The 15,043-nt window shown below is 55.3% G+C and carries 17 protein-coding genes; 6 read left to right on the forward strand and 11 right to left on the reverse strand.

Translation table 11 applies throughout. The annotated features are described in order from the left end of the window. Positions 1–86: 86 nt before the first annotated feature. Positions 87–2,495 carry a DNA translocase FtsK gene (locus AB7D48_RS14770; RefSeq protein ID WP_427980628.1) on the forward strand — a complete coding sequence of 803 codons (2,409 nt, stop codon included), beginning with the start codon at positions 87–89 and terminating at the stop codon, positions 2,493–2,495. Between the two features lie 57 nt (positions 2,496–2,552). Next, positions 2,553–3,032 (forward strand): cupin domain-containing protein, encoded by a 480-nt coding sequence (locus AB7D48_RS14775; protein ID WP_427980631.1) that lies wholly within the window; start codon positions 2,553–2,555, stop codon positions 3,030–3,032. Between the two features lie 72 nt (positions 3,033–3,104). Here AB7D48_RS14775 and AB7D48_RS14780 read toward each other — a convergent pair whose 3' ends face one another. After that, positions 3,105–3,761 (reverse strand): glutathione S-transferase, encoded by a 657-nt coding sequence (locus AB7D48_RS14780; protein ID WP_427980634.1) that lies wholly within the window; start codon positions 3,759–3,761, stop codon positions 3,105–3,107. A gap of 137 nt (positions 3,762–3,898) precedes the next feature. Here AB7D48_RS14780 and AB7D48_RS14785 point away from each other — a divergent pair, with 137 nt between their 5' ends. Beyond that, positions 3,899–5,116: a polyhydroxyalkanoate depolymerase gene (locus AB7D48_RS14785; RefSeq protein ID WP_427980637.1), complete on the forward strand. Its 1,218-nt coding sequence runs from the start codon at positions 3,899–3,901 to the stop codon at positions 5,114–5,116. A gap of 273 nt (positions 5,117–5,389) precedes the next feature. Here the strand turns inward: AB7D48_RS14785 and AB7D48_RS14790 are convergent, their stop codons facing one another. Genes AB7D48_RS14790 through hisB form a run of 7 tightly spaced genes read right to left on the reverse strand, consistent with a single transcriptional unit; the run spans position 5,390 to position 9,563 of the window. Next, positions 5,390–5,755, reverse strand: coding sequence for an HIT domain-containing protein (locus tag AB7D48_RS14790; protein ID WP_427980639.1), 366 nt, complete (start codon positions 5,753–5,755; stop codon positions 5,390–5,392). A 9-nt stretch (positions 5,756–5,764) separates the two neighbouring features. Beyond that, positions 5,765–6,229 (reverse strand): phosphoribosyl-ATP diphosphatase, encoded by a 465-nt coding sequence (locus tag AB7D48_RS14795; protein WP_427980642.1) that lies wholly within the window; start codon positions 6,227–6,229, stop codon positions 5,765–5,767. Positions 6,230–6,258: 29 nt separating this feature from the next. After that, complete coding sequence (hisF, locus tag AB7D48_RS14800; protein WP_427980644.1) at positions 6,259–7,026, reverse strand: imidazole glycerol phosphate synthase subunit HisF; 768 nt, start codon at positions 7,024–7,026, stop codon at positions 6,259–6,261. After that, a complete protein-coding gene (gene hisA / locus AB7D48_RS14805) occupies positions 7,020–7,751 on the reverse strand; it encodes a 1-(5-phosphoribosyl)-5-[(5-phosphoribosylamino)methylideneamino]imidazole-4-carboxamide isomerase (RefSeq protein ID WP_427980646.1) in 732 nt (243 codons plus the stop codon). Before hisA ends, hisF begins: the two co-directional genes overlap by 7 nt. After that, a complete protein-coding gene (locus AB7D48_RS14810) occupies positions 7,748–8,290 on the reverse strand; it encodes an N-acetyltransferase family protein (protein WP_427980649.1) in 543 nt (180 codons plus the stop codon). Before AB7D48_RS14810 ends, hisA begins: the two co-directional genes overlap by 4 nt. 44 nt (positions 8,291–8,334) lie before the next feature. Beyond that, a complete protein-coding gene (gene hisH / locus AB7D48_RS14815) occupies positions 8,335–8,976 on the reverse strand; it encodes an imidazole glycerol phosphate synthase subunit HisH (RefSeq protein ID WP_427980651.1) in 642 nt (213 codons plus the stop codon). Next, on the reverse strand, positions 8,973–9,563 hold the full coding sequence (hisB, locus tag AB7D48_RS14820; protein ID WP_427980653.1) for an imidazoleglycerol-phosphate dehydratase HisB: 591 nt from the start codon (positions 9,561–9,563) through the stop codon (positions 8,973–8,975). The genes hisH and hisB overlap by 4 nt, the downstream gene beginning before the upstream one ends. A gap of 103 nt (positions 9,564–9,666) precedes the next feature. Here hisB and AB7D48_RS14825 point away from each other — a divergent pair, with 103 nt between their 5' ends. The 3 genes from AB7D48_RS14825 (at position 9,667) to AB7D48_RS14835 (ending at position 12,148) form a co-directional block, all read left to right on the forward strand. Beyond that, positions 9,667–10,866 (forward strand): multidrug effflux MFS transporter, encoded by a 1,200-nt coding sequence (locus AB7D48_RS14825; RefSeq protein WP_427980655.1) that lies wholly within the window; start codon positions 9,667–9,669, stop codon positions 10,864–10,866. A gap of 6 nt (positions 10,867–10,872) precedes the next feature. Next, positions 10,873–11,628 carry a gamma-glutamyl-gamma-aminobutyrate hydrolase family protein gene (locus AB7D48_RS14830; protein WP_427980658.1) on the forward strand — a complete coding sequence of 252 codons (756 nt, stop codon included), beginning with the start codon at positions 10,873–10,875 and terminating at the stop codon, positions 11,626–11,628. Positions 11,629–11,740: 112 nt separating this feature from the next. After that, positions 11,741–12,148 carry a hypothetical protein gene (locus AB7D48_RS14835; protein ID WP_427980660.1) on the forward strand — a complete coding sequence of 136 codons (408 nt, stop codon included), beginning with the start codon at positions 11,741–11,743 and terminating at the stop codon, positions 12,146–12,148. Positions 12,149–12,171: 23 nt separating this feature from the next. On the opposite strand, the gene AB7D48_RS14840 is transcribed toward AB7D48_RS14835, so the two are convergent. The 3 genes from AB7D48_RS14840 to AB7D48_RS14850 form a co-directional block, all read right to left on the reverse strand. Then, complete coding sequence (locus AB7D48_RS14840; RefSeq protein WP_427980663.1) at positions 12,172–13,023, reverse strand: MipA/OmpV family protein; 852 nt, start codon at positions 13,021–13,023, stop codon at positions 12,172–12,174. 252 nt (positions 13,024–13,275) lie between these two features. After that, the gene (gene mctP, locus AB7D48_RS14845; protein WP_427980665.1) at positions 13,276–14,793 is read right to left on the reverse strand and encodes a monocarboxylate uptake permease MctP; all 1,518 of its coding nucleotides are present in this window, start codon (positions 14,791–14,793) and stop codon (positions 13,276–13,278) included. Further along, positions 14,793–14,975, reverse strand: coding sequence for a DUF3311 domain-containing protein (locus AB7D48_RS14850; protein WP_427980668.1), 183 nt, complete (start codon positions 14,973–14,975; stop codon positions 14,793–14,795). The genes mctP and AB7D48_RS14850 overlap by 1 nt, the downstream gene beginning before the upstream one ends. Between the last annotated feature and the right edge of the window lie 68 nt (positions 14,976–15,043).

The raw sequence follows: 15,043 nt of genomic DNA on the forward strand, positions 1-15,043 counted from the left end.
GGCCTTTCTGCATCTTGATCTGGCGAGACGTGGAAAGGCTGCATAAAAACTTTGAAAATCAGGCGTTGCCATCTATAGATTGAGGCATGGCAGTTGATCTGGGGGCGCGACGTTTTATCTCACCGGCGATCCGGGCGCAGTTCCGTCGGCGCGCGGCGGAATCTTTCGCGGTATTTATCGCACTAGCCGCCCTGACTTTGGCTCTGGCTTTGGTCTCTTACAATGCCTCGGACTCCTCTCTTGATACGATCAGCGATGCGCCTGTCCATAATCTGGCGGGGCTGGGCGGTGCCACAATTGCTGACCTTATGTTGCAGAGTTTCGGCGTGGCGGGGTTTATCCCGGTGCTCGTGCTTTTGGCTTGGTCGTACAGGCTGGGGATTCGCGGGCAGGTCGGGCATTTAAAGGCAAGGATTGTCCTGGCCGGATTGAGCATGCCATTCGCGGCGGCTTCGCTCGCTATGGCGTTTCATGTCATTCCAGGCGGCGGATTGCCGTGGCCTACGCCGGCGGGTGTCGGCGGCGCGGCGGGAGATGTTTTGTCCCGGCTGGTTTCCGAAGCTGGAAGTTCGGTCTTGGGCAAGGTCGGCAATGGTCTCGTCATGGTCATTACCATGATTCTGGCTTTGGCTAGCATCGGCTTCGCCTTGGGTTTCACCCCCGGTGAATGGCGATCTGGCGGCCGGAAAGCCGTTTTAGCCGCATCGGCTTCAATGCAGCAGGGGCGGCGCGGCGCCGCGGCCGTGTCCTCCTGGCTGTCGCCTTTGTTGCAAACGGCATCGGCCTCATCCGCCGTGGAAGAGCCAATGCGTGCATGGGCCCCCGTGCACGATGATGAACAGCTTGATGAAGTCAATGCCGCGATGGAGGCACAGCAACCTATTGTGCCCTTGCGTGCCAAGCCACCGGTAAAGGCGGCCCAGATGCCCCGCCCGGCTCCTCCTCAGCAGCAACGTCTGCCATTGCTCGAAATAGGGTGGGAGCCTCCTTCACTGGAATTGCTGCGTCCCGCGCCGCAGCGGGCGAGTACGGGCCCCTCGGAAGAGGCGCTGCAGAACAATGCCCGCCTGCTGGAAACCGTTTTGCAGGATTACGGGGTTCAGGGAAAAATTGTTGAAATCCGGCCAGGGCCGGTTGTTACACTTTATGAGCTTGAACCGGCCCCCGGTATCCGTTCGGCCCGTGTGGTTGGGCTGGCCGAAGATATTGCGCGCTCCCTTTCCGTGATTGCCGTGCGTATCGCGGTGGTGGCAGGCCGTAATGTCATCGGCATCGAGGTGCCGAATGCCAGGCGTGAAACGGTTTATCTTTCCGAATTGCTGGGAGCGGCTGACTGGAATAGTCAGAACGGGTCGTTGGGCTTGGCGCTGGGTAAGGATATTTCCGGTGCTCCCGTGATCGCGGACTTGGCCCGCATGCCCCATTTGCTGATTGCCGGCACGACTGGCTCGGGCAAATCCGTGGGGGTAAATGCGATGATCATGAGTTTGTTATTCCGGTTGTCGCCGGAACAATGCCGACTCATTATGATCGACCCGAAGATCTTGGAACTTTCGGTTTACGACGGCATCCCCCATCTATTGACCCCTGTGGTGACCGAACCGGCCAAGGCCGTCGCGGCCCTGAAATGGGTGGTGAGGGAAATGGACCGGCGCTACCGGGCCATGAGCCAGCTTTCTGTCCGTAATATCGGTGGTTATAATGAACGGGTGAATGAAGCCCGTGCCCGGGGCGAGGTCGTGACACGTCGGGTGCAAACGGGGTTTGATTCCGAGACGGGAAAGCCGGTTTTCGAGGAGCAGCCCCTGGCGCTTGAACCGCTGCCGTTCATTGTCGTGTTCATCGATGAAATGGCGGATTTGATGCTTGTCGCGGGCAAGGAGATTGAAGTTTGTGTCCAGCGTCTGGCTCAAAAAGCCCGGGCGGCGGGTATTCATGTCATCATGGCGACGCAGCGCCCCTCGGTGGATGTGATCACAGGGACAATCAAGGCCAACTTTCCCACGCGTATTTCCTTTCAGGTCATTTCGAAGTTTGACAGTCGGACCATCCTTGGTGAGCAAGGAGCTGAGCAATTGCTGGGGCAAGGTGACCTGCTATATATGGCCGGTGGTGGACGTATCACCCGCGTGCATGGTCCGTTTGTGTCTGATCAAGAGGTTGAGGCGGTCGTCGATTATCTGCGCGAGCAGGGAGAACCGAATTATCTCGATGAAGTCACCGAGCCCCCAGAGGAAGAGGAGGGAGTTGCTGGCGGTGGAGCATCGGCCGTGGGCGGAAATGGAGGTGGAGAAAATGCACTTTACGACCAAGCGGTGGCCATTGTCGCCCGGGATCGCAAGGCGAGTACATCTTACCTGCAACGTTGCCTGACGATCGGGTATAACCGCGCGGCGAAGCTGATCGAGCAGATGGAACGGGAAGGGGTGGTTTCTCCCGCAAACCATGTAGGCAAGAGGGAAGTGCTGGTCCGTGCCGAGCGCGACGACGATTGAGCCAAAATCAAAGAGTTTGATGCACCGCAAAATTTTCTGGTGATATGGAAGGCTTTTGTGGCAGAGTTTGTCTCTTCCTTTTACGAGAAGGGATTGGAACAGATGCTCGACAAGCCGGTTGTGAATCTATTCTCCCATATCAAGCCCGAAGAGACGCCATGGCGGACAGATGGGCTTAGAAGCTTCTTTCTATATCGTGACCTAGGGGTCGCGGATGCCACGGGAGGGCGGGTTATTGCTCAACTTGTGAAAGCCAATCCGGATTTTCCCCCGGAGCAGGGGACCGGTTGGCACCAGCATATCGCCGATTTCCACATCGTGTTCATGACGAAAGGGTGGGCAAGATTCATGTATGGAGACAAGGAGCATCTTGTTTCCGTGGGAGATTGTGTTCACCAGCAGCCGGGCATCACCCACTACTTGTTCGATTACTCTCCGGATATGGAATATTTGGAGATTACCTCCCCTGCGGATTTTGGCACCGTTGATGCCAAGGGCCTCTGTGCCGTACCTCAATCAACACCATGGCCTGCGTAATGAGGAAAAGCCTGGAGGCTGGCGCTCCTTGGGTAAGCCACTGCCAGCCTCCACTATGCTGCCCCTACTAGGTCAAAAATCGAGGTCGAGTTCAATAATTTCCTGGGGTTCTTCCTTGGCGTCGGCGATCCATTCCTTCATGGGAGACCAGGATAGGATGGTGTCGCAATATTCCTGACAGGCAGGACCGACATTCACATCGTAGGATTGAAATCTGGTGACGACTGGGGCGTACATGCAGTCAGAGATTGTGGGGGTTCGGCCGAACAGGAAAGGCCCCTTCCAGGTGCTCAAGCAATCCTGCCAGATGGACATGATCCTATCGATGTCAGCCTGGGCCGAGGACCATACTGTGAAGCCGGGTTTGCGGAAGCGCAGATTCATGGGCAAGGAAGAACGCAAGGCGGCAAAGCCCGAGTGCATTTCTCCAGAGATTGAACGGCAACGGGCCCGTGCGGCTGTCTCACGAGGCAGCATTCCCGCTTCGGGGAAGTTTTCATTCAAATATTCGGCGATAGCGATTGTATCCCAAACACTAACTTCGCCATGTATTAAGCAAGGAACAAGGATGGAGGAGGTCCGCATGAGCAACTCTTCTTTGGCCCGGGGGTCATCAGGAGACACCCGTTCTTCCTTGAAGGAGATGCCAGAGAGCTTGGCGAGCAGAAAACCTCGTAGCGACCAGGATGAATAATTTTTGCTGCTGATCAGCAAGGTCGCTTCGGCCATGTTTGCCCTTCCTTTTTAATGAAAATGATCCCATGATTATCAAAAAAAAGTGGTCTGGACAATGCTTTACCGCACTGTTGTGACATAAGGATAATTTTTGTGAGGGGTTTGTTGGGAGCTTAGGTTAAGGTTCTGCTATGATCTACCAGATTTATCAAGCGCAGGCTGACCTTGTTGACCCGTTGCGCAGGGTTGCACGTAACACCAGCACTTTGTTGCGCACGGTGATTCCTCATCCTCCGTATGGAATTTTTTTGCGGCATCTGAATGCAGCGCTTGAGGTTTTTGGTTATGCGGGAACGACCCATAACCGGCCTAGCTATGGCATCAAGGAGGTTGAGGCCGGTAACGGCATGGCGGCGATCAGTGAAGAGGTGGTATATGCCACGCCCTTTGCCAATCTGCTGCATTTCAAGAAAGATAGCGGGCGCCCCCAGCCCAAGGTTCTGGTCGTTGCGCCCTTATCTGGGCATTTTGCCACATTGTTGCGTAATACGGTTGAAGTGCTGCTGAGGGATCATGACGTCTATATTACAGACTGGAAGAATGCGCGCGACATTCCACTGTCTGCGGGACGTTTTGGGTTTGACGAATATGTGGAGCATGTTATCAAATTCCTGGAGATGATGGGGCCGCGAAGCCACGTCGTGGGGGTCTGCCAACCGACCGTTGCGGTGCTTGCCGCCGTTTCGATCATGGCAGAGGACAATAACGCCGCCACGCCGCGCAGCATGACGTTGATGGCTGGCCCGATCGATACGCGGCGCAACCCCACCAAAGTCAATCTTTTGGCTAAAGCCAAGGACATATCCTGGTTTGAGGATAAAATGATCGGGGTTGTGCCCTGGCGCTATCGTGGCGGGGGGCGGCGTGTCTATCCTGGCTTTATGCAATTGACCGCCTTCGTTTCGATGAATCTCGACAAGCATATCGGGGCACATCTGCGCCAGTTTCGCAGTTTGGCCGCGGAAGACAGCCAAGCTTCCGAGATTCACCGGAATTTTTATGACGAGTACCTGGCGGTCATGGATTTGCCGGCAGAATTTTATTTGGAGACTGTCGATAGGATATTCATGCGGCATCAGCTTGCCAAGGGAGAGCTCATCTATCATGGCAGACCGGTGCGCCCCTCGGCCATTCGCAAGACGTTTCTCTTCACCATAGAGGGAGAGAGGGACGATATTTGTGGTCTTGGCCAGACGGCCGCGGCGTTGGATTTATGTAGTGGTTTGCGTCCCCTTCTGAAGCGCCATCATGTGCAAACAGGTGTGGGGCATTATGGCGTTTTTGCCGGCCGCCGGTGGGAAAACGAGATTTACCCGCTCGTTCGCGAGGTTATCCAGTTTTCCGCATGACGTGTCAGGTTGTCCAGGCCATGAAGGCGTAAACAAGCATCACGATAGGCGGTGGTGCCCGAAAATCACTTAAAAACTATCGTGCGCTGACTGCTCCCGGACGGCCATGAGTGATGCTGCCCAGATGGTTTGCAAATGTAAAGTGGGCAAGGCGCGGTGGATCGGTAAGTTGTTTTGGAGGCTATGTTGATGGCGGCGGTCGGCAGGCCATGCAACGCCGCATCAGTCTGCCATGGGGCAGGGGGCCGCTATACAGGGCGGTCGTTCGAGGTATTAATCTTTTGGTGCCAGGATATGCCCCATCTTCCGGCCACCCAGAATATGGGCATGGAAATGTGGCACCATTTGTTGGCTGTCGGGGCCAGCGTTGCAGATGATGCGATATCCGCTGGCTTCAACATTAAGCAGTTTGGCTACATGGGAGAGGGCGCGGTAAAAGCCGGTGATTTCCGTGGGGCTGGCCTTGGCGCCAAAATCCGTGGCTGAAATATACTTGCCCTTGGGAATGACGAGTACATGCACGGGGGCCTGAGGGCTGATGTCCGGAAAGGCGAGCGCATATTCGTCTTCATAGATTTTTTTTGTCGGCAGCTCACCGCGTAGTATTTTTGCGAAGATATTATTGTCATCGTAAGTCATGGCATCTTCTCACGGGATTTTCTTGGTTGGAAAGCCTGGAAGTGACTGCTTGCGGGCGGCTTTTTCGGCGATGCCGCTCATGCTTTCCCGGCGGGTAAGTTCCGCCCAGACTTCCTCAGGGCGAAGTCCAGCATCGACCCAGACTACCATCAAATGATACAGGACATCGGCGCTTTCACCGATCAGGGCGGTTTTATTTTTCGCGACGGCCTCGATCACGCATTCAACCGCTTCTTCACCGAATTTCTGCGCCACTTTCTCCGTGCCGCGAGACAATAATCTGGCCGAGTGGCTTTCATTTGGGTTGGCGGTTGAGCGTGAGAGAACGGTGCCCCAAAGCCGGTCGAGAACCCTGGCGTCCAACGCATGCGTCGGAGGCGGGACTTTGGCCGCGCGTGTCGCCGCCGCCGGTTTTTTGGTTGCGATCTTCTTTTTGGAGGCAATGTCTGGGGTTTTGGCCATTTTCTTTGCCATGATGGAAGGTACGACTCCTGGAGCTGTAACTATATTGCGCGGGCAGGCCGTACCGGCAAGTGGGCTTCGGCCAGGGCCTGCTTTACCTGAGCGATGCTGAATTGGCCGAAGTGAAAAACACTGGCCGCCAGTAATCCTGTGGCGCCAGCCTGCGCGCCTTCAACGAAGTGCTGCAATTTGCCAACGCCTCCCGAGGCTATGACGGGAAGTTTGACCGCGGCGCAAACTTTCCTAAGCAACTCCAGATCGAAGCCTTTTCCGGTTCCATCCCGGTCCATCGATGTCAATAAAATTTCACCGGCTCCCAACTCCTCCAGCCTTCTAACCCATTGCAGAACATCGAGACCTGTTGGCTTTCGTCCTCCATGTGAGAACACTTCCCATGTTCCAGGGCTGGTTTGACGGGCGTCAACGGCAACCACGACACATTGGCTTCCAAATTTTCCAGCCGCTTCGGATACGAGTTCCGGTCGGGAGATTGCGGCTGAATTGATCGAACATTTGTCCGCGCCCGCCAGGAGCAGCCGTCTCATATCCTGGACGCTGCGAATCCCCCCCCCCACGGTCAGCGGCAGGAACACTTTCTCCGCAGTGCGATGAACAACGTCCAAAATCGTGTCGCGGTTGTCGGAACTTGCCGTGATATCGAGAAAAGTTAGCTCATCTGCTCCGGCCTGATCGTATAACGTGGCTTGCTCCACGGGATCCCCGGCATCGCGGAGAGAGATGAAATTCACCCCTTTGACAACACGCCCATCTTTGACATCCAGGCAGGGAATGACGCGTAATTTCAACATGCGGCCAAGGCCTCTTCTGGGGTCAGGCTGCCATCATACAAGGCGCGGCCGAGGATTGAACCGCTGAGGTTGTGCTGGGATGCAGCCGCTTGCCTCAGCGCGGTGATGTCCGCGACAGAAGCAACACCGCCGGAAGCAATGACTGGTACCGTGACGGAGGCCGCCAAGGAGATTGTTTCATCCAGATTTAAGCCGGTTTTCATGCCATCGCGGGAGATGTCAGTGTAGATGATGGCGGTAATTCCCGCATCCTCAAAGCGCCGGGCTAAAGCTGTTGCCGTGATGTTGGAGGTTTCAGCCCAGCCTTCCGTTGCCACCATACCCGCCTTCGCGTCGATACCGACTGCTACTTGGCCGGGAAAGGCCTTGGCGGCCTCCTTGACTAAGGAGGGATTCTTGGCAGCGGCGGAACCGAGAATGACGCGGGAGATGCCAGCCTTTAACCAAGCTTCTATGCCAGCCATGTCCCGCAGCCCCCCGCCGAGTTGAACGGGCACGGACACGGCGGCGAGAATGGCGCGAACAGCGCTTTCATTTACCGTGTGCCCGGCAAATGCACCGTTTAAATCAACAACATGGATCCAGGGAAACCCGGCGGCCTGCCATTTGGCGGCTTGTATGTCAGGGGTGTTTTTAAAAACCGTGGCCTGCTCCATGTCTCCACGGAGCAGGCGCACACAGCTTCCATCTTTCAGATCGATGGCGGGATATAGGGTTAGTTTCATTTCAAGGCCTTATAGTAGAAATGGCCAGAGATGATCTGACCCTTCACGCGGGCATAGGCTGGATGCGTTCCCCAATGAATAAACCCTTCAGCCTCATAGAGCGACATCGCGCCTTGCTGGGATTCCCGAACGTCCAGGTTCAAGACATGAAAACCAAGGGCCTTGGCCTGTTCCTCGGCTTTTTTTAGAATGAGTTTGGCCAAACCATGACCGCGCGCGTAAGGTGCCACAAAATGATGTAGCAACTGAACCGCAAAGGATTGGGCCTCGTTATTGCGGGATGGTTTCTGCAGTTGGGCGGCGCCATAAATCACGCCATCCATCCGGCCCACGATCAATTCACGCTCAGGCACGAGGGGCACGCCGCGATAATATTGTTCCACCGCGGCCGCCGTGGGCGGCTTTACCCAACCGAAACCTCCGCCATCGAGCACAGCGGCGGTAGCGGCCTCGGCAAGGGCGTGAATATCGGATTCATCCGTGAAGGCTTCAACAAGTTCAGCGGTCATGCTGGCGGGAGGGGGCAGGGTCGGTTTCACGTCTGCCTCTTCGCGCGGAAGGCGCGGTGGATCAAGAGGGTAGCTCAGGGAGACCAGAGCAGGAAATTCCCGAGGATCGTCAGGCCTACCTCCTGGCTTTTTTCAGCATGGAATTGGGTGCCAGCCCGATTCTCCTTAGCCACCATGGCAACAACCTTGCCCCCATAATCCGTGGTGACGAGAACTTCTTCCGGTTGCGCTTGTGTAAGAGCGTAGGAGTGCACGAAATAAGCATGATCTCCGGGTCGTAACCCGTTGAGCAATGGGTGGGAGCCGGGCTCGAAATGCAACTCATTCCATCCCATGTGGGGCAACCGTTCCGTGCGGGCTTGTATCTTGGTGATTTCGCCCTTGATCCAACCAAATCCAGGAGTCACGTTATGTTCCAGTCCACGTTCGGCCATGAGTTGCATGCCGACGCAGATTCCGAGAAAGGGCACTCCTTCGCAGACGCGCTCAAGTAAGGCGTCTTTCAACCCGGAAACGCTGGAAAGACCGGCGGCACAATCGGGGAAAGCCCCTTGGCCGGGCAGGACGATCTTGTCCGCCTGTTTCAGGCGGTCGGGGTCGGCGGTGATGAAAATATCCGCCTGAACATCCTGGCGCGCCGCAGCTAGCTGTAATCCGCGGGCCGCCGAGGCAAGATTACCGCTTTGGTAGTCAACAACGGCGACCTTCAATGTCATAGCGTCCCCTTGGTGGAAGGGATCAACCCGGCGATGCGCGGCTCCAGAGTCGTGGCCGTCCGGAGGGCGCGGGCGACGGATTTGAAGGCCGCTTCGGCGACATGGTGCGCATTATGGCCCGCCAATTGGCGGACATGCAGGTTGAAAAAACCATTTCCGGCTAGGGCACGGAAAAACTCTTCCACAAGCTGCGTATCCATTTCACCGAGCATGGGGCGTTCAAAGCTTATGCCCCAGGCCACGAAGGCGCGGCCTGAAAGATCGATCACGGCCTCGACCAGGGCTTCGTCCATTGGCACGGCGGCCTGGCCAAAGCGTTGGATGCCGCGTTTGTCGGCAAGGGCGGTTGCAATCGCCTGCCCGAGCACGATTCCCACATCTTCGACTGTATGATGTGCATCGATATGCACATCGCCCTTGGCCACGATGGCTAAATCGAACAGGCCGTGGCGTCCGAAGGCATCCAGCATATGGTCGAAAAATCCCACGCCCGTATCGATGTCGGTTTGGCCGGTTCCGTCCAGGTTGATGGTGACGATGATATCGGTTTCACTCGTCTTACGGCTTAGGGAGGCGATGCGTGTCATAAAGCTGGCCTACACCACCAGCCTGCAAGGCAAAAGACCCCCACGGCGCGTTGCTTCGGGGAATATCGAGGCTAGGCTTCTCCCCGTGCCGGAAGACCGTTAAATGGCCGGCATGTCCCGTCCGGTTACGCCGAAATTACCTTTCTTGCTTGGATTTCTGATCGCTGTCGGACCCATCTCAACGGATATGTATCTGCCGGCCTTTCCCGCCTTGGCGCAAGATTTTCATAGCCAAGCGGCGCCGCAATACTCGCTTGCCACTTATTTTATAGGGTTGGCGATTGGACAAATGACCCAGGGGGCTCTCTCCGATAGGTTTGGCCGCCGTGTCCCCCTGCTTGCCGGCTTGGCGCTTTACATTATGGCTTCGTTAGGGTGCGCTTTGAGTTGGAATGCCAGCTCTTTGATTTGTTTTAGATTTTTCACGGCTCTGGGGGCGTCCGCCGGTGTCGTGATTCCACGGGCCGTCGTGCGCGATTTGGTGGATGGTCCCGCGGCCGCCAAAATGATGTCGAAATTGATGCTGGCAATGGGGTTGGCGCCGATTTGCGCCCCCATGCTTGGCGCGGTGTGCATTATGTTTACCAATTGGCGGTTTATCTTTGTATTATGTACCCTCTACGGCGTGATCGCGATGGGCATGGCTTGGCGGTACCTGCCGGATACCTTGCCCCAGGAACGCCGTTCTCATCTCAAGGGAGGCGCGATATTCGCGCGTTATCTGGAAATTTTCCGGGAACGCTCGTTCCTGACGCATGCGATTATCACAGCTTGCGTCGCGGCCTGCCTGTTCGCCTATCTGAGTGGCTCTCCTCAAATATTTGAAGGCGGCTTCCACTGGACCAGTACACAGTATGCAGCACTTTTCGGTATAAATTCAATCGCTTATGTTGGGTATAGTCAGTTGAATCCGATTTTGGTCAACAGATTTGGCATTGCGCCGGTCATTTCCGTGATGGTGGTTTGGCAGTTGGTGTGTTCGATTTTGCTGGTTGTTCTGGCGGTTTTCCCGATCGGCGGATTGCCTTTGGCCGGAGGGTTGCTTCTGTGCGAAGCCGCGTTCGGGTTGCTTTTTCCTTGTTGCATGGTCGGTGCGCTTTCCCGCCATCAGGCCCATGCCGGATCGGCGGCCGCGCTGCTTGGGACACTTCAATATGTTGGGGGGGCGGTTGCCGGGCTGGGGGTTGGCGTCTTGGCGGATGGGACGGCACGGCCAATGGCGTTTGTCATGCTCGGCAGTGCTGCAATAGCCGCGCTTGTCGCGCTATCGCGTCCACGCTTAAGCTTTAGACCTGCGGAGTGAAATGAGATGCATAACCCCACCCTGATCGGTATTCCCGCCTGCACGAAACTGATTTCCGGCTATATCCAGCACGCGACCCCAGCGCGTTATGGCCAGGCTTTAATGCTGGGCGCCAATGCGATGCCTGTGCTGCTTCCTCCCGAGGGGGACGCGATGCTGCCCATTCTCGATAGGCTGGATGGCATCATGTTTAACGGTTCTCCCTCCAATGTAATGCCAACCTGTTATGGCGCCGATTACGATGCGACGCCTGACGCTCATGATCCGGAAAGAGATGCCACCACTCTTCCCTTGCTTCGCATGGCATTGGAGCGTGGCATGCCGATTCTGGGCATTTGCCGGGGCATGCAGGAACTGAATGTCGCATTAGGCGGAACACTGTTTCAGGAAGTTCACAAGGTGCAAGGCCGTATGGATCATCGCGCCGGAGATGGTGATAATGAATTCCGATTTCGCTTGCAGCATGATGTGACTCTCTCCGGAGAGCTTGCCTGTATTTCGGGGGCAGGGGAGATCAAAGTCAACTCACTACATGGTCAGGCGATCGACCAGCTTGCCCCGTCCCTGGTGGTCGAAGGGGTGGCGCCGGATGGCACAATCGAGGCCGTGCGGGTTGAAAATGCAAAAAATTTCGCGCTAGCGGTCCAATGGCATCCCGAGTGGGAGGTTATGCATTTTCCCGACAGGCTGCGTTTATTCAGGGCTTTTGGCGAAGCTTGCGCTGCCTATGCCGCGGCGCGGGGCACAAGGCGCGCGGCCTGAAACAGAAGGAGGCTGCTTCGTTATTTATTGCAACAAGAGCGGCTTATGGCGAAGAAGCCGTCGAATTTTGGCCTTATCCCATATATATCGTGAGCTGTATAAGGAGAGTCAGATGGACATTCAGACCATTGATAATCAATATAATCAGCTACAAGCTCAAGCCCGGCAGACGGTTATGGAGTTGCAAACCATGGCCCAAAAGCTCCAGACGGCCGCTCAGGCAGGCGACCAGAACGCGCGCGAATGGTTTTTGGATCTCAAAAGCATAGCCTTGGCGATCCAGGCTGAGCAAAATCAGGTTTCCAATCTATTGCAGGCCCTGCATGGTTTTGTCGCAAATCAAGCCCAGCAGCCGCAAGCCTCACCATGGGGAAACCCGCAAGGGTATCCGGCTCAGCCGGCCTATCCCCAGCAGGCGGGCGGAATGTTGGGAGGTTTTTTGAACTCCGGATTTGGCCGGGCACTTGAGATGGGAGCCGGGTTTGGTATCGGAGAGGAAATCATCGACAGGATATTTTAAGCGATTGCCTCATTTATGAGGGGTCAGAATTTATAAATGGCCGCCAAGGAGACAGTCCCCTCATCCCTGGTTTGGGTGATCGGGCTGTCGCCAGCGCTGCCAAGCAGGCGTGAGTAGGCGGCGCTCACGTCCACCATAACGTGCGAGGTTACGAAATAATTGGCTGAAAGGCCGACACCGGTGGATTTGAAGCCTCCGTGAGCCTTATAATAGGGGTAGCGTGAACTGGCGGCTTGGTTGTGGCTGATCCCAAAATAGGTGTTCATGTAACGTCCGTCTGCGAACGTAACGGTTGGGCCAAAGAACCAGGCAAATTTCTGAGAACTCCCCGGCATCGGCATATAGGCGCCAATGTCACCGATATATCCAAAGGATGCGCCTAGCTGTTTTCTGATGTCGATGCGAATCGTAAGCGGGAAACTCTTGGAAAGCACGGAGGTTGCAAAGAATTTAAGCTCGGGCGTGGGGTGAATGGTGCCCAGGCCGTTCAGGTCCCGGCCATCGACATGGGGCGAGCGGCCCATATCATAACTGATCGCGCCACCCACACTGATATGTCGGAAGCTGAACAGATTGGCACCTAACCCTTCGCCGCTTGAGAGAAAAGCAATATCCTTATAGCGTATGTCGATCGCGGGACCGCCTTGGACGGTATAACGCTTCAACCCTTCCGCTGCGGGGGCAAACTGGGAACCGAGACCAAGTTCGACCTGCCATTTAGGAACGGTTGGCTCAAAAAGGCGCTGTAATTGCAAGCCGTATGAATATTGCCATTCAGCGAACGGGGAGGGAGTTTGCGCGAAAGCGGGTTTCCAGAGTGCCATGCTGGCAATGACGGCGAAGCAAAATATCGAGATCTTTTTTCGTAACGCCATTGATAAAAACTGCCTGCCTGTTTTTTATGTACTTCGACAGTATGGTGCAGTTCGAGGGTATATACCATTAAACAGCAATAAATTTTCGATCATTTTATTGTTTTTATAAAATGCCTTATTTTTGTGCTTGGCGGCACAAAAATAAAAATTTTATGCCTATTTTCTTGTGTTGGTCGATACGGCATGCCGTGAAAAACCTCCCAACTCGTCTCCGAATTGGAAGGTTTTTCGGTTCAGTCCAGGATGCCGGCCTTATGCGTAATCAGCAGCCTGCGTTTCATCCTTGTGCCGGTCGTTCGCGATGCCGTTAAGCGGAAAACTCAGCACGGTTGCGACGATCATATTCAAGAGCACGGTGGCCAGGGCGATATAGCTGGGCACGGTATAGCCAAAAATATGGAATACCCAGGTTGCTCCAAAGGAATTTTCCGCAACCAGCCAAGTGGCGGAGATGATGCCGGTCAGCCAGCCGATCAACAGAGCCCAGCCATTGAAAAAGCGGGTGAAAACGGAAAAAACAATCGCTGGAAATGTCTGGATGACCCACATGCCGCCGAGAAGCTGCAACTGCACGGCGAACTTGGTCGGAATGGCCACGATAAACACCATCGCCCCAATCACCATGACCATGGCGAAAAGCTTGGCGATGCGTGTTTCCGACTGGCCTTTTGAGCCGCTGATGAAGGGCTCGTATATATCTCTTGTGAAGATATTGGCCGAGGCAATGGCCATGATCGCGGCTGGAACCAGGGCACCGATGGCAATGGCACCGAAGGCGACACCGACAAACCAGTCCGGGAATTCATTCAGAATCAGGGCAGGCACGGCAAAGCTCGTCTTGTATTGGGCAAAGCCAGCTGCGAATTGAGGGAGTTTGTCCACACCCGCGGCGATTGCCATATACCCCAGAAGAGCCAGCAAGCCCAAAAGAATGGTATAGGCGGGAAGTAAGGCCGCGTTGCGTTTTAAAACCTTGGGTCCAGCCGAGGACAGAATGCCCGTGGTCGTGTGTGGATACAGGAACAAGGCCATGGCCGACCCCAAGGCCAGGGTCGCATAACCGGAATAAGAACCGAGGCTGCCTGTTGGCGGTGGCGTTAGAAGCAGTTTAGCCGGTGGCACTTTGGCGAAAATATTGCCAAAGCCGCCCATGGCGATGGGAATGGCGATGACCGCGACAATGACAGTTAAGTAGATCAACAGATCCTTGACGATGGAGATCATGGCTGGAGCCCGTAAGCCGGATGTCCAGGTGAAAGCCGCGAGAACGGCAAAAGCCGCAATCAAGGGGATATGGCCAGGAATACCGAGCGCGCCAATCACCACCTGCATACCGATCAATTGAAGCGCGATATAAGGCATGGTCGCGGCGATGCCGGTAACGCCGATAGCCAAGGCAAGCCAGCGATTGCCATAGCGCCCCCGCACGAATTCAGGGCCCGTGATATAGCCGTATTTATGGGCGACTTTCCATAGTTTTGGAAACACCAGATAAAGGATCGGGTAGCAAACCACGGTATAGGGAACAGCGAAGAAGCCAATTGCCCCCGCTCCGAACATGAGCGCGGGAATAGCTATGAAGGTGTAGGCCGTATAAACATCGCCACCGATCAGGAACCAGGAAATCCATGTACCGAAGCGGCGGCCTCCAAGCCCCCATTCCTCAATATGGGCGAGATTGCCTTGTTTCCAACGTCCGGCCATGAAGCCAAGCGCGATGACGAAAAGGATGAGAAGAACAAAAACTATAATTGCAATGGAGTGACTCATTATTCGGCCTCTCCCTTATCTTCAGCCTTATAAACAATCCAAATCAGGGCTGAGGCGATCAGCACAACCAGCATTTGGTACCAATAAAAAAATGGAAAACCGAACAGGGTCGGATTGACCCGGTTAAAAGCCGGCACCCAAAGCGAGATAACGAATACAATCAAGAACAGTATTCTTATCATGAGACTCCCTCCAAATTCGTGGCGAGACATGACACTTCGGTCAGATTTTTGCAAGCCATCCGGGGGGA

The organism is Acidocella sp., from assembly GCF_050253495.1.
In the GTDB taxonomy this organism is placed as follows: Bacteria; Pseudomonadota; Alphaproteobacteria; order Acetobacterales; family Acetobacteraceae; genus Acidocella.

Coding starts and splice junctions, on each gene's coding strand:
- AB7D48_RS14795 (WP_427980642.1), bottom strand. CDS start 6,229: ATGGCAAAGAAAATGGCCAAAACCCCAGACATTGCCTCCAAAAAGAAG.
- hisB (WP_427980653.1), bottom strand. CDS start 9,563: ATGACACGCATCGCCTCCCTAAGCCGTAAGACGAGTGAAACCGATATC.
- hisF (WP_427980644.1), bottom strand. CDS start 7,026: ATGTTGAAATTACGCGTCATTCCCTGCCTGGATGTCAAAGATGGGCGT.
- mctP (WP_427980665.1), bottom strand. CDS start 14,793: ATGAGTCACTCCATTGCAATTATAGTTTTTGTTCTTCTCATCCTTTTC.
- AB7D48_RS14835 (WP_427980660.1), top strand. CDS start 11,741: ATGGACATTCAGACCATTGATAATCAATATAATCAGCTACAAGCTCAA.
- AB7D48_RS14840 (WP_427980663.1), bottom strand. CDS start 13,023: ATGGCGTTACGAAAAAAGATCTCGATATTTTGCTTCGCCGTCATTGCC.
- hisH (WP_427980651.1), bottom strand. CDS start 8,976: ATGACATTGAAGGTCGCCGTTGTTGACTACCAAAGCGGTAATCTTGCC.
- AB7D48_RS14770 (WP_427980628.1), top strand. CDS start 87: ATGGCAGTTGATCTGGGGGCGCGACGTTTTATCTCACCGGCGATCCGG.
- AB7D48_RS14830 (WP_427980658.1), top strand. CDS start 10,873: ATGCATAACCCCACCCTGATCGGTATTCCCGCCTGCACGAAACTGATT.
- hisA (WP_427980646.1), bottom strand. CDS start 7,751: ATGAAACTAACCCTATATCCCGCCATCGATCTGAAAGATGGAAGCTGT.
- AB7D48_RS14785 (WP_427980637.1), top strand. CDS start 3,899: ATGATCTACCAGATTTATCAAGCGCAGGCTGACCTTGTTGACCCGTTG.
- AB7D48_RS14825 (WP_427980655.1), top strand. CDS start 9,667: ATGGCCGGCATGTCCCGTCCGGTTACGCCGAAATTACCTTTCTTGCTT.
- AB7D48_RS14850 (WP_427980668.1), bottom strand. CDS start 14,975: ATGATAAGAATACTGTTCTTGATTGTATTCGTTATCTCGCTTTGGGTG.
- AB7D48_RS14780 (WP_427980634.1), bottom strand. CDS start 3,761: ATGGCCGAAGCGACCTTGCTGATCAGCAGCAAAAATTATTCATCCTGG.
- AB7D48_RS14790 (WP_427980639.1), bottom strand. CDS start 5,755: ATGACTTACGATGACAATAATATCTTCGCAAAAATACTACGCGGTGAG.